The organism is Pseudomonas sp. RIT-To-2, assembly GCF_029623465.1.
In the GTDB taxonomy this organism is placed as follows: Bacteria; Pseudomonadota; Gammaproteobacteria; order Pseudomonadales; family Pseudomonadaceae; genus Aquipseudomonas; species Aquipseudomonas silvicola.
Genome location: NZ_JAPYKM010000007.1, coordinates 216,973 through 229,502, shown reverse-complemented (window position 1 = coordinate 229,502; position 12,530 = coordinate 216,973). Strand labels below are relative to the sequence as shown.

The window sequence follows — 12,530 nt, the reverse complement described above, 5'->3', positions numbered from 1 at the left end:
AGATATCTCAATATCTAATTTTATTTTCCGAGAGTCGGGATTGTGCGGGGGTGGGTTTTGTGGCGCCCTTGAGAGCGAGCGCCGCCCGCGCGGCGCGTTCGCGAGCAAGCTCTGCTCCAATACCAGGCTGTACACCCAAGCGTCCCGGCTGCGCCAGGCCGCTGGCTGAAGACGCTCAGGCGTCGCTGACCCGTTCCACAAAGCCCCAGCGAGCGAATTCCGGTGCGAACTCATTGAGCGTCAGCAAGCCCATGCAAGGCACCGCGCCGGTCTGCTGCACTTGGCCGCGGGCCAGTTTGCACGCCAGAAGGACCGTGGCCATGCAGGGGATTTCCGGGCCGTTGCCATCCGGGGCGGTGAGGTGCCAGGTGCGGTCGGCTTGGCGGCCATCGGCCTGCTGGCCCTTCACGCGCACACGCATGCCGCCCAGATCGCTGCCGAAGCGGTCCAGCAAAATGTTGGCCAGGCGGTTCAGCCGCCCGGCGTGGCGGGCCACGGGAAGCGCCAGGCCTACCCGGCGCAGGGCAGCCACCAGCCACAGGCCCAGGTGCTGGATACGCAGTTCCAGCGCCGCATGAAAGCTGACCCGCTGCACACCCGGATAACGTTCGGGAAACAGCGCCAGGTCCGGTACGTCACAAGCTGCGCCCCAGCGGCTGCCCAGCTCGGCGAAGCTGAAGCGGCGCAGGTCCTGCCAGCCATGCACGGTGGCCCAACGCCCCGCCTGCCAGCGCTTGAAACCTTGGCCGGCGTAGCCGAACACGGCCTTGATGGTGGCCTCGCCCCGCGGTGCCTGCTGGCCCGGCGCGATGGCGACCTCGACAGTGTCAAGCCGCGTCCACCCCGTGGTCATCTGGTCTACCACCGCCGAGGACAAACCGGGCAGGGTGCTGGCCCCGGTGACGGCCAACACCCCGGCGGCGCGGGCGGCGGCGTCGACATGCTGGCTGAAGTCGGCGACGAAATCGCGGCCGTCCGACAGGTCCAGGTAATGCGCGTGTACCGCACAGGCCGCCAGCGCCACGCGGTAGTCCTGGCCTTGATAAGGGCCGGCGCAGTGGATCACGAGGTGGGGGCGCAACTGGGCGAGACGGGCCTGAAGGTCAGGGCTGTCGATATCCAGCGCCGCGGTCGTGATCTGGCTGGCCGGCCCGAAGCATTCGCTGCCGCTGACGGGTTTGCGGCCGGTGGCGATCAGTTCCAGGCCAGGTTCCAGGGCCAGGCGACGGCAGATGCGGGCACCGAAGTTGCCCAGGCCGCCGATGATGATGACGCGCATGGTCGTTCCTTGAGTGGGGGCGTGGGGGCAGTATAAGGGGGGACGGCCGTTGAGCGCATGGCTGGCTACCCCAATTCACCCCCCCTGCAACTGCCGCCGATACTGCCCCGGCGGCAACCCATGCAACTGCCGGAAGCGCCGCGAAAAATAAGCCTCGTCGGCAAACCCGCACTGCCGCGCGATATCGCCTACCGGCCTCAGGCTCCCCTCCAGCAACTGGCGCGCCAGGTGCATGCGTCGTTCCAGCACCAGTTCGCTGAAGCTCTTGCCGATTTCCTTGCGCAGCCAGTGGGTCAGGTAATGCGGCGACAGGTAGGTGGCGGCGGCGACCTTCTTGAGGTCCAGTTCGGGGTCGGCCAGGTGCTTGCGCACGTACTCGCTCATGCGCTTGAGTGCGTCGCGACGGCTGACCTGGGCGGCCTTGCCGCTGGCCAGGGCCTTGAGCGGTTCGGCGAACTGGCTGCATACCCCGCCGATCATCTGCAGCAACAGGCCCTTGAGCGACTCGCGCATGCCGAACTGGCGGTCGCGGTCCAGTGCCTGCATCTGCTCCAGCAGGCCGCACACCTGGGCAAATGCCTCAGGTTCAAGGATGAAGTCCAGGTGCTCCTGGAAACGGAAGGGCGCCAGCTCCGGCGCCTGGGCGATGGACACGTCTTCCAGGTCCAGCGGGTCGCACGCCAGGTGCGGCAGCAGGAACGCCTGGGAGAAATTGATCACGCGAAAGTGCGCCTGTAGCGGGTGCGGGATCATGTGCACCCGGTGCGGCAGGATGAACGCCAGGGCACGGGTGGGGAAAGGCCGCTGCACGTTGCCGATGTGCTGCACGGTATCACCGCCCAAATTGACCTGGATCTGGAAATACTCGTGGCGGTGCGGGGCGGTTTCGGCCTTGCGCACGTTTTCGTCGCGAATGTAGAAATCGGGGTGTTCACTGCGTTGCTGCATGCCGAAGGTGGGCACGCGGCTGGAAGACTGCATGGGCGTCGCTCCTGTTGGCCAGCCGTGGCGGGTGGGCGGTCAGGTCTGTTGTTTGGTGTGATTGTACGATCTCCTGTTCAGGTTTGCGCAATTTTGTGCCGTGGCCACTGTGCAAAAAGTCGAGTGCGAAGAATTTCGAAGCAACCGCTCTGCTTCCGCACGCGCAGCCATTCAAAGCCAGTTCTGGCGGCATTTTTCTTTTTGGACTTTTGCCTGTGCACTGCGCGCTCAGTGCAAAAACGTTCTAACCCTGCCATTGCTTTCCGGCGGTTGTACGATCACTTTGAGGGCGTCCCATTCGACATCTATCAACAATAATTAGAAGGTGTTCGTACCATGCAGACGACTCCCCGCGAGTACCTGGTCCCGTCCAGCCGGCAGATGCCCAATGTGGACCCCGACCTCACCACCGCCCCCCAACCCGAGGCGGTCGAACAGACCCTCAGCGCCGCCCAGCTCCCCACCCGCCGGCGCTGGTTCATGCTCTCGCTGTTGCTGATCGCGACCATCATCAATTACGTTGACCGGGTGAACATTTCCATCGCTGCGCCGTTCATGGCCAAGGACCTGGGCCTGGACAAGATCCAGATGGGCCTGGTGTTTTCCGGTTTCGCCTGGACCTACGCCCTGGCACTGGTACCCGCCGGTTTCATCGCCGACCGCTTCGGTTCCCGCTTCACCTACGGCTTGTCGTTGATCACCTGGTCGGCCGCCACCGTCGGCCAGGGCCTGGTGGGCGGTTTTGCTTCGTTGTTCGGCCTGCGCCTGGCCGTGGGGGCGCTGGAAGCCCCGGCCTTTCCAGCCAACAGCCGGGCGGTGACGGTATGGTTCCCGGCCAGGGAACGGGGCTTGGCCAGCAGTATCTACGTGTGCGGTCAATACCTGGGCACGGCACTGTTCACCGGTGGCCTGCTGTGGCTGGCCACCACCTATGACTGGCGCCATGTGTTCTACAGCACCGGGCTGGTGGGCATCCTGTTCGGCATCGCGTGGTTGTACCTGTACCGCGACCCGCTGGCCTGCAAGCGTGTCAGCGCCGCGGAGCTCAAGTACATCGAAGACGGTGGCGGCCTGGTCAAGAGCAGCCAGCAGCGTACCCGCTTCAATTGGCGCCAGGTGAGTGAACTGTTCGGCTACCGGCAGATCTGGGCGATCTGCATCGGCAAGTTCGCCAGCACCTCGGCGCTGTATTTCTTCCTCACCTGGTTCCCCACCTACCTGATCGAAGAGCGCCACCTGACCATGATCAAGGTTGGCATTTTCGCGGTGATGCCGTTCCTGGGCGCCACGGTCGGCATCCTGCTGGCCGGTATCGTGTCGGACACGTTGATCCGTCGCGGCTACTCCATGTCGTTTGCCCGCAAGCTGCCGCTGGTGGTCGGTTCGATGCTGGGCATGTCCATCGTGCTGGTGAACTTCACCGACTCGAACCTGGTGTGCATCGCCGTGCTCACCACCGCGTTCTTCGCCCAGGGCATTGCCTCGGCATCGTGGGCCGCAGTGTCGGAAGTGGCGCCCAAGGAACTCATCGGCCTGACCGGGGGTGTCACCAGCCTGGCGGCCAACATCGGCGGCATCGTCACCCCCATCGTGATCGGCGGGATCGTTCATGCGACCGGCTCGTTTGCCTATGCCTTCTGGTTCATTGGCGCGGTGGCGCTGTGCGGCACCCTGTCTTATTCGCTGCTGCTGGGGCGCCTGTATCGCATCCAGTTGCGTGCCCGATAGCACTGCTTTATCCATGACGGCGCTGGTTTCGTCCAACTTTTCCGGCCCCCGGCGACGTACGCTGGGGGTGTCTACCGCACTGCTGCGAGAACGCTCATGACCCCATACGTGTTTGCCCCCGCCCAAAGCGTGACCCTGGATGTGCAGGGCAGTGATGCGCGCTTTCCGGTCAACCGCATTTTCTGCCTGGGCCGCAACTACCCCTGGGGCGATGCCCAGGACGCGGTGCGCCAGGCGCCGTTGTTCTTCATGAAACCGGCCACTGCCGTGGTGCCGGCCGAAGGCGAACTGGCCTACCCGCCGCTGACGGGCGATTTCTGCCACGAGATTGAATTGGTCGTGGCCATCGGCACCGACGGTGGCGATATCCCTCAAGAGCAGGCGCTGGCCCATGTATGGGGCTACGCTGCGGGGCTGGACCTGACCCGCCGCGACCTGCAGATGGCCGCCAAGGCCGCCGGCCAGCCCTGGGAAGCAGCCAAGGCCTTCGACGGCTCGGCGCCCATCAGTGCCGTAGTGCCGGCCAGCCGCATCGGCCATCCCGACACGGGAGCGGTGTGGCTGCGTGTCAATGGCGTGGAGCGTCAGCGTTCCAGCCTTGAGCAGCAGATCTGGTCGGTAAGCGAAATCATCAGCCGCCTGTCCCAGTCCATCCGCTTGCGTGCCGGCGACCTGATCATGACCGGCACGCCGCCGGGCGTCGCCGCCCTGCAACCGGGCGATGTCATCAGCGCTGGCATCGACGGTGTCGGCCAACTGGACGTGCGCGTGGGCGCACGTCCTGACCTGAATTCGATTTGACCCAAGGAGCAACAATCATGACCGCAACCAACTCCCGCAAAGTCGCCCTGGTCACCGGCGCCGGCAGTGGCATCGGCCGCGCCGTGGCCCTGGGCCTGCTGGCCGACGGCTTTACCCTGGTGCTGGCCGGGCGCCGCCCCGAGCCCTTGCATGAACTGGTGGAAAGCGCCCGTGCCAGCGGCGGCGAAGCCTTGGCGGTGCCCACCGATGTACGTGACCCGGCTAGTGTCGACGCCCTGTTTGCGACGGTGGAAGAGGTGTACGGGCGCCTGGACGTCATCTTCAACAACGCCGGGGTCAACACCCCGGCGGTGCCCATCGATGAACTGGCGGTGGACCAGTGGTTGAACGTGATCAACACCAACCTCACGGGCGTGTTCCTGTGCAGCCGTGGTGCTTTCGGCCTGATGCGCCGCCAGCAACCCCAGGGCGGGCGCATCATCAACAATGGCTCGATCTCGGCTCATGCCCCACGGCCATTCAGTGCTCCGTACACCGCCAGCAAACACGCCGTGCTGGGCCTGACCAAGAGCCTGGCGCTGGACGGCCGCGAGTTCAACATCGCCTGCAGTCAGATAGACATTGGCAATGCCCTCACCGAACTGTCGGTGCGCATGACCAAAGGCGTGCGCCAGGCCAACGGCGAGATCGCCGTGGAGCCGATGGTGGACGTGCAGCATATCGCCGACGCCGTGCGTTACATCGCCGGGCTGCCGTTGTCGGCCAACGTGCTGAACATGACTGTGATGGCGACCAACATGCCGTTTGTGGGGCGTGGGTAAATCCGTCAGCGGCCCAAAGCCCTCGAGCCATGCACCAAGGCGGACCAGGTGATGCCACCGGCATCACTGGCCCGCCTTGTATGGCCTGCGCCGGAGCGCCGCGATGCCGTCAAGCATTCAATCATTCTGTTGAGGTCCTGCCATGAAACCCGAAATCCTCCAACTCAGCCCCATCCTCATCCCCGAGATCCGCGAGCGCCTGGAAACGCTGTTCACCGTGCGCCCCTATTACCAGCAAACCGACAAGGCCGCTTACCTGCGTGAGGTAGGCGGGCAGATTCGCGGGGTGGTCACCGGCGGGCACACCGGCATCACCCGCGAGGTCATGGCGCAACTGCCACGCCTGCAAGTGGTGGCGGTCAATGGCGTGGGCACCGATGCCGTGGACCTGGCCTATGCCCGCGACCGGGGCATTACCGTGACGGCGACCCTGGGCGCGCTCACCGATGACGTTGCCGACCTGGCCCTGGGCCTGCTGATCGCCGCCTGCCGCGGCCTGTGTACCAGCGACCGCTATGTGCGCAGCGGCCAGTGGCCGCACAGCGCTACGCCGCTGGCCCCCTTGCCCCTGGCCCGGCAGGTCAGCGGCATGCGCGTGGGTATCGTGGGCCTGGGGCGGGTGGGGCGCGCGGTCGCCACCCGGGCCGCGGCGTTCGGTTGCCCTATCAGCTACACCGACCTGCGGGCCATGGACGATGTGCCTTACACCTTCGTCGCCGACCTGGTGGAACTGGCGCGCCAGAGTGATGCGCTGATCATTGCCGCGGCGGCCGACAAGGCCGAGGGCATCATCGACGCCAACGTCCTGCGGGCCCTGGGCGAGGGTGGCTACCTGATCAATGTGGCGCGCGGCAAGTTGGTCAACGAGCAGGACCTGGTGGCGGCGCTGCAGGCCGGTCATATCGCCGGTGCCGGGCTGGATGTGTTCGTGGACGAGCCCCATGTGCCCGCGCCCTTGCTGGGCCGCGAGGACGTCGTGCTGCAACCGCACCGCGCCAGCGCCACGGTGCAGACCCGCACGCGCATGGGTGAAATGGTACTGGCAAGCCTTGTGGATACCTTTGCCGGCAAGCGCCCGGTCGGTTGCGTCACCGGCTGATGCAGGTGCGGCGGCCGGGTGTGTATCACGCCGGGCGCCATGGCCTACAAAGTCGAAATACTCCCGCTGTAGTGGCAGGCGCATAGTTTTTCCAGCGACGGAACGACACGCCAGAGGCGGGAGGCCCCATGAAAGGTTTGGCTGCTGCAATCGGATTGCTATTGAGTGTTACCGTGCTGCCTGGACAGGCAGCCACCTACTCCAACGGAACGGCCACGGCGACATTCCTCGTGTCGCTGACCATCACCGCCAGCTGTACGGTGTCGGCCAATGCCATGGCCTTCGGCAGCACCGGCCTGCTGACTACCGCCGTGACCGGCAGTACCACGCTGTCGGTGACCTGCAGCAACAGCACCCCCTACAACATTGGCCTCAACGCCGGCGGCGTCACCAGCTCCACGACCACCACGCGGCTGATGGCCGGCACCGCCACCGGCAATACCACCAGCACCGTGTCGTACAAACTGATGCAAGACTCGGCGCTCAGCACCAACTGGGGCAACACCCAGGGCAGCGACACGGTGGCCGGCACCGGTACCGGCAGTGCCCAGAGCCTGACGGTGTATGGCCAGGTACCGACCCAGACCACGCCTACCCCTGATACCTATAACTCGACGGTCACCGCCACGGTTTATTTCTGACGGGGAGTTTCACCCATGTCCATGTTTCGCAGCACGCTGTGCGGCCTGTGCGTGGCCGCGTGCCTGAACGCTCAGGTACTGGCAGCGACCTTGCAAGTGGCACCGGTCAAGGTGGACTTCACCCAAGGGCAGAACGCCGCGGGCCTGGCACTCGACAACCCCGGGGACACACCGGTGTACGGCCAGGTCCGGGTGTTCCGGTGGGACCAGGACGCCAACGGCGATGTGCTCAGCCCCAGCCCCGAAGTGGTGGCCAGCCCGCCGATCATTCAACTGGCCGGGCATGGTCAGCAATTGATTCGGCTGATACGGGTGCAAGCCGGCAACCCGGCGGTGGAGCAGAGCTACCGGCTGCTGATCGACGAGATCCCGCCGCCGGGCAGCGACCAGCCGGTGGGCGTGGCCATTCGCATGCGCTACTCGGTGCCGGTGTTCGTCGCCCCCGCCCGCACCGCGCCGGTGAGCCTGGCCTGGCGGGTGGTACGCGACGCGGGTCAGTGGCAGTTGCGCTTGGCCAACAATGGTCAGCGCCACACCCAGGTAGGCGCCTTGAGCCTGGTGGACAGCGCCGGCCACGCCTTGCAGGTCAGCAAGGGCCTGCTCGGGTATGCCCTGGCCGGCCACGCGCGGCAGTGGCCGTTGCCCGCCGCCAGCCCGGCGCGGCTGGATGGGCCGCTGCTGATCAAGGTCAACCTGGACGGCCGCCCCAGCACGTTCAAGGTGGCGGGCGAGGGCTGAGGTGGGGCGCTGGCATGGCAGGTTCGAGTGAGTCGAGATGAACCCCGTTCGCGCTCCTCGCGTTACCGGATGGTCCTGGCCATGGGCATGATGGCTGCCTTGGGCATGGCCGCGGGGCAGGCGCGTGCCGCGGGCGAGTTGTACCTGGAGGTGCAGCTCAACGGCCAGCCCACGGGCACCGTGGCACATTTCAGCGAGCAGGGTGGGCACCTGAGCACCGATGGTCAGTCGCTGGATGAGGTGGGGCTGAACCTGGCGGCTCTGGGGGTGAGCCCCTCGCGCGTGGTGCGCCTCGATGACCTGCCTGGGGTGACCTACCGTTATGACGCCGGCCAGCAGAGCGTGGACCTGCGCCTGGCCGACAGCCTGCGCAAGCCCCGCCACCTGAACCCCGGCGCCACGGCGCAGCCCCGGCCCAGCGCGGTGGACCGCGGCCTGGTGTTGAACTATGACGCCTATGCCTCGCACGATGACAGCGGCAACCGGCTGGCGTTGTGGAGCGAAGAGCGCTTCTTTGATGCCCATGGTGTCTACAGCACCACCGGTACCGCCTATTCCTACCCGGCCACCGCCGGCCAGCATTATGTGCGCTATGACAGTGCCTGGAGCCATTCGGACCCCGACACCCTGAGTACCTGGCAACTGGGCGACACCATCAGCGGCTCGCTGGACTGGACCCGTTCAGTGCGCCTGGGTGGCGCACAGTACAAGAGCAATTTTGCCCTGCGCCCCGACCTGGTGACCTTTCCGTTACCCACCTATAGCGGTTCGGCGGTGGTGCCGTCGGCGGTCAGCCTGTACGTCAACGGCATCCAGCAGTACAGCGGCTCGGTCAGTAGCGGGCCCTACATCATCGACCAGACGGTACCGGGCATTACCGGTGCCGGCCAGGCGACGGTAGTCACCCGCGACGCCTTGGGGCGGTCGGTCAGCACCTCGGTGCCGCTATACGTGGACACTCGCCTGATGGCACCCGGGCTGTCCAGCTATTCGCTGGAACTGGGCTACCTGCGACACAACTACAGCGTCGACTCGTTCGACTATTCGCCGCGCACCGCCAGCAGCGCGTCGGTGCGCTACGGCCTCAGCGATGCCTTGACCGTGGAAGGCCATGGTGAGGTGACGCCGGGCGTATACAACGCCGGTGGCGGTGCTCTGTACCGGCTGGGACAGCACGGCGTGGTCAATGCTTCGCTGGCGGCCAGCGCTGGCATGGCGGGCATGCAATGGGGGCTGGGCTACCAGTACATCACCCCGCGTTTCAGCATCAATGCCCAGACCTTGCGCACCGCGGGCAATTACGGCGACCTGGCGGCCCGCGACGGTACGCCGGTGCCCAGCGTCAGCGACCGCCTGACTCTGTCGTTCCCAATGGCCAGCAACCAGAGCCTGTCGCTCAGTTACCTGGGCTACAAGGTGCCGGGCAGCGGTGCCTCGCATGTGATCAGTGTCGGGCATTCCCTGAGCCTGTCCCATCGGCTGTCGGTGACGCTCAACCTGTACCAGGACGTGCGCGACCCTGCATCCCGCGGAGCGTTTGTGAACCTCAGTTACTCTCTGGGGGAACGTACGTCGGTGAGCAGCAGTGCCAGCTACCAGGGCAAACAGGCCGGCTATGCCGTCAGCGCCGCCCAGGCCCCGGACTACGGCGGTGGCTGGGGTTGGGGCGCGCAGACCAGTGGCGGGGGCGGCAGCGACTACCAACTGGCCCAGGTGCAGTACCTGGGCGACCACGCTCAGGTCACGGCCAGCACCCAGCAGGTCGCGGGCAGCCAGTTGTGGTCAGTGGACACCACGGGCGCGCTGGTGTGGATGGATGGCAGCGTGGAGACCGCCCGGCGTATCGGCGACGGTTTCGCCCTGGTGTCCACCGACGGCGTGGCCGGTATTCCGGTGGTTCACGAAAACCGCGAGATCGGTACCACCGACAGCAGTGGCCATTTCCTGGTGCCGGACCTGGATGCCTACCGTGGCAATCAGGTGTCGATCAACAGCCTTGGGTTGCCCGCCAATGTGCAGGTGGCCGCCACCAACCAGGCAGTGGTGCCGCAGTCGCGCTCCGGCGTGCTGGTGCGCTTTGCCCTCAAGCCCTACCAGGCGGCGTCGATCATCGTCCAGGACCTGGCCGGCAAGCCGTTGCCGGCCGGTTTGCGCGTTCACTCCATGGAAGCCGGGGCCGACACCGTCATGGGCTATGACGGCATCACCTTCGTCGACGGGCTGGTGGCGCTCAACCACCTGCGGGTGGAGGGGCCGCAGGTGCGATGCCAGGTCACGTTCGCCTTCAACCCGCCCACCGGGCAGGTGCTGCCTACCCTGGGGCCGTTTCCCTGTGTACCGCTCAAGGAGGGCGATTGATGAGGCAAGCCAGGATGATCAGGCCAGATCGGCGTGGGTACAGGAGTTGGCGTGGCGTCGGGATGAAACGCGTGTGCGCTGGCCTGTTCTTGCTGCTGACGCTGGGCTTCTGCGCGTCGGCGCAGGCGACCAATTCCTGCACCGCCAGCAGCTCCGGCGTGGCCTTCGGCACCATCAGCCCGATTGCCAACATCGCCACCAGTGCCAGCGGTTCCATCACCGTGACCTGTACCTGGGACGCGGCGACGCTGCTGCGCTATGTACTGGTGTGTGCCAACCTGGGCACCGGCGACAGCTCCAGCAGCGCCGCGCCCCGCAGCCTGGCCAATGGCAGCAACCTGCTCAGCTACAACCTGTACACCGACTCGGCGTATTCGGCCATCTGGGGCTCCACCAGCAACACCAGTGCCACCACCCCCTTGTCCATGACCCTGAGCAGCACGCTGGCGCTGGTGTCCACCAGCAGCTCCGCCACGGCGACGATCTATGGCCGGGTACCCGCGGGCCAGACCACAGTGCCCACGGTGAGCAATAGCAGCACGGTCTACAGCGAGAGTTTTTCCGGCGCGTACACGCGGCTCGACTATCAGTTCTACGAACTGATTGTCCCCACGTGTGCGTCCATGGCCGCCCAGACCGTGCGCTTTCCCTTCGTGGTCAACGCCACGGTCATCAACAATTGCAACATCACCACCACACCCCTGAGCTTTGGCAGTACCACCTTGCTGAACAGTGCCGTGACCTCGAGTACGAGCATCAGTGTGCAATGCACCAATGGCGATGCCTATGAAGTGGCGCTGGATGGCGGTACCACCAGTGGCACCGTCGCCAGTCGGCAGATGGTGGGTGCCAGTAGCGGCGGCAAGGTCAGTTACCAGTTGTACCTGGACAGTGCCCATGCCACGCCCTGGGGCGATGGAACCAACAGCACCAGCATGGCTGCGGGCACCGGCAGTGGCAGTGCCCAGGCGCTGACGGTGTACGGCCGTGTGCCCGTGCAGTCGGTGCCGACACCAGACAGTTACAGCGATACGGTCAAGGCCACCGTCTACTTCTGAGTCGGCTGGTCATGCAGAGCGGTGACGGCCTGCAGGCAGCCATTGGCCAGCCACGGGCAGGCTCGCTGCCAGTGGAACCGGGCGGTGGCGATGGCGTGCTCGTTGTAGAACACCAGGTCCAGCTGGCTGGCACTGAGGTCCAGCTTGACGAAACCGGCCTCGGAGGCGGCGAAGGCATGGGGTTGGTTGACGTGCAGCAACGGGTAGAGTTTCTGCCCGCCACCGCCGGAGATCACCCAGGCGGGTTCGCCCGGGCGCAGCAGCAACTGATGACTGTGGTCGTGGCCGGACAGGTACAGGTCCACGTGGTGGCGTAACAGCGTGGGTAGCAAGGCAGCGGCCAGTTGTGAATCCTCGTTGTGCTCACCGACATTACGCAGGGGGTGGTGGGCGGTGACAATGCGCCATACCGGTTCGGGTCCCGGTTGCTCGAAGGCCTGCTCCATGACCTGCACCTGAGCTTCCAGATCGGCGGCGGCCACCGATGTGTCGAGGAACACCACGCGCAGCAGCGGCCGGCCATCGACCTGGCCGAAGTCTCGGGTGTAGCTGTGGTCGGGCATCTGCCAACGGCCGGAGCCCACATGGCGATGCGCATAGTCGAGCTCAACCTGCTGCGACACCGGGTAGTCGTGGTTGCCCAGCACCGCATAAAACGGCACATGGCTGAGCCATCGGCCGCGGTAGACCTTCTCGAACCGGGTCTGCCAGCTGACGTCGTCGACACCGGTCAGGTCCTTGCCGTAGAAGTTGTCGCCCAGCAACGCCACCAGGTCCAGGCGCCCGTCACGCTCTGCCACCGTTTCCATGGCCCGGCCCACGGCCCATTGCTGCAGGCTGCCACTGCCCTGGTCACCCAGGGCGATCATTGCCACATGCCCGGGGGCCAGGCCGGTGAGGGGCGTATAGGCTGCCACTGGGTAGTAATACACCCAGCTCGCGCCCGCGAGGGCACAGGTGCCGCCAGTCAACAAGATAGCCAGCAAACCGTTGCGCAGCCGCCGCCAGCCGCTGCGCCGGTGTGGGGGAGTGTGGCGTATCGCACTGCCCATGGGTGTGTTGCCT

11 protein-coding genes are annotated in these 12,530 nt (G+C 65.8%); 8 read left to right on the top strand and 3 right to left on the bottom strand.

All coding sequences use genetic code 11. From position 1 onward, the window contains the following. Positions 1–175: 175 nt before the first annotated feature. Both QBK88_RS09160 and QBK88_RS09155 read right to left on the bottom strand, forming a co-directional pair. Positions 176–1,279, bottom strand: a complete 1,104-nt coding sequence (locus tag QBK88_RS09160) for a saccharopine dehydrogenase (RefSeq protein WP_277961816.1) — start codon at positions 1,277–1,279, stop codon at positions 176–178. A 75-nt stretch (positions 1,280–1,354) separates the two neighbouring features. Further along, positions 1,355–2,260, bottom strand: a complete 906-nt coding sequence (locus QBK88_RS09155; RefSeq protein WP_277961815.1) for a helix-turn-helix domain-containing protein — start codon at positions 2,258–2,260, stop codon at positions 1,355–1,357. A gap of 381 nt (positions 2,261–2,641) precedes the next feature. On the opposite strand from QBK88_RS09155, the gene QBK88_RS09150 reads away from it, so the two are divergent. From QBK88_RS09150 to QBK88_RS09115, 8 genes are all read left to right on the top strand, one after another. Beyond that, on the top strand, positions 2,642–3,988 hold the full coding sequence (locus QBK88_RS09150) for an MFS transporter (RefSeq protein WP_445764917.1): 1,347 nt from the start codon (positions 2,642–2,644) through the stop codon (positions 3,986–3,988). A gap of 96 nt (positions 3,989–4,084) precedes the next feature. Next, positions 4,085–4,789, top strand: coding sequence for a fumarylacetoacetate hydrolase family protein (locus QBK88_RS09145; protein WP_268142761.1), 705 nt, complete (start codon positions 4,085–4,087; stop codon positions 4,787–4,789). 17 nt (positions 4,790–4,806) lie between these two features. Continuing rightward, positions 4,807–5,571, top strand: coding sequence for an SDR family oxidoreductase (locus tag QBK88_RS09140; protein ID WP_277961814.1), 765 nt, complete (start codon positions 4,807–4,809; stop codon positions 5,569–5,571). Positions 5,572–5,713: 142 nt separating this feature from the next. Continuing rightward, positions 5,714–6,670 carry a 2-hydroxyacid dehydrogenase gene (locus QBK88_RS09135; protein ID WP_277961813.1) on the top strand — a complete coding sequence of 319 codons (957 nt, stop codon included), beginning with the start codon at positions 5,714–5,716 and terminating at the stop codon, positions 6,668–6,670. A 128-nt stretch (positions 6,671–6,798) separates the two neighbouring features. Further along, complete coding sequence (locus QBK88_RS09130; RefSeq protein ID WP_277961812.1) at positions 6,799–7,311, top strand: spore coat protein U domain-containing protein; 513 nt, start codon at positions 6,799–6,801, stop codon at positions 7,309–7,311. Positions 7,312–7,326: 15 nt separating this feature from the next. Continuing rightward, a complete protein-coding gene (locus QBK88_RS09125; protein WP_277961811.1) occupies positions 7,327–8,049 on the top strand; it encodes a fimbrial biogenesis chaperone in 723 nt (240 codons plus the stop codon). A 27-nt stretch (positions 8,050–8,076) separates the two neighbouring features. Further along, a complete protein-coding gene (locus QBK88_RS09120; protein WP_277961810.1) occupies positions 8,077–10,407 on the top strand; it encodes a fimbria/pilus outer membrane usher protein in 2,331 nt (776 codons plus the stop codon). Positions 10,408–10,469: 62 nt separating this feature from the next. Then, complete coding sequence (locus tag QBK88_RS09115; RefSeq protein WP_277961809.1) at positions 10,470–11,465, top strand: Csu type fimbrial protein; 996 nt, start codon at positions 10,470–10,472, stop codon at positions 11,463–11,465. Here QBK88_RS09115 and QBK88_RS09110 read toward each other — a convergent pair. Then, positions 11,456–12,517, bottom strand: coding sequence for a metallophosphoesterase (locus tag QBK88_RS09110; protein ID WP_277961808.1), 1,062 nt, complete (start codon positions 12,515–12,517; stop codon positions 11,456–11,458). The two genes, QBK88_RS09115 and QBK88_RS09110, sit on opposite strands and share 10 nt — an antisense overlap. Between the last annotated feature and the right edge of the window lie 13 nt (positions 12,518–12,530).

What these genes read in the sequence shown, in the direction of transcription:
- QBK88_RS09110 (WP_277961808.1), bottom strand. Translation starts at nt 12,517, where the DNA reads ATGGGCAGTGCGATACGCCACACTCCCCCACACCGGCGCAGCGGCTGG.
- QBK88_RS09135 (WP_277961813.1), top strand. Translation starts at nt 5,714, where the DNA reads ATGAAACCCGAAATCCTCCAACTCAGCCCCATCCTCATCCCCGAGATC.
- QBK88_RS09155 (WP_277961815.1), bottom strand. Translation starts at nt 2,260, where the DNA reads ATGCAGTCTTCCAGCCGCGTGCCCACCTTCGGCATGCAGCAACGCAGT.
- QBK88_RS09160 (WP_277961816.1), bottom strand. Translation starts at nt 1,279, where the DNA reads ATGCGCGTCATCATCATCGGCGGCCTGGGCAACTTCGGTGCCCGCATC.
- QBK88_RS09150 (WP_445764917.1), top strand. Translation starts at nt 2,642, where the DNA reads ATGCCCAATGTGGACCCCGACCTCACCACCGCCCCCCAACCCGAGGCG.
- QBK88_RS09115 (WP_277961809.1), top strand. Translation starts at nt 10,470, where the DNA reads ATGAAACGCGTGTGCGCTGGCCTGTTCTTGCTGCTGACGCTGGGCTTC.
- QBK88_RS09145 (WP_268142761.1), top strand. Translation starts at nt 4,085, where the DNA reads ATGACCCCATACGTGTTTGCCCCCGCCCAAAGCGTGACCCTGGATGTG.
- QBK88_RS09130 (WP_277961812.1), top strand. Translation starts at nt 6,799, where the DNA reads ATGAAAGGTTTGGCTGCTGCAATCGGATTGCTATTGAGTGTTACCGTG.
- QBK88_RS09140 (WP_277961814.1), top strand. Translation starts at nt 4,807, where the DNA reads ATGACCGCAACCAACTCCCGCAAAGTCGCCCTGGTCACCGGCGCCGGC.
- QBK88_RS09125 (WP_277961811.1), top strand. Translation starts at nt 7,327, where the DNA reads ATGTCCATGTTTCGCAGCACGCTGTGCGGCCTGTGCGTGGCCGCGTGC.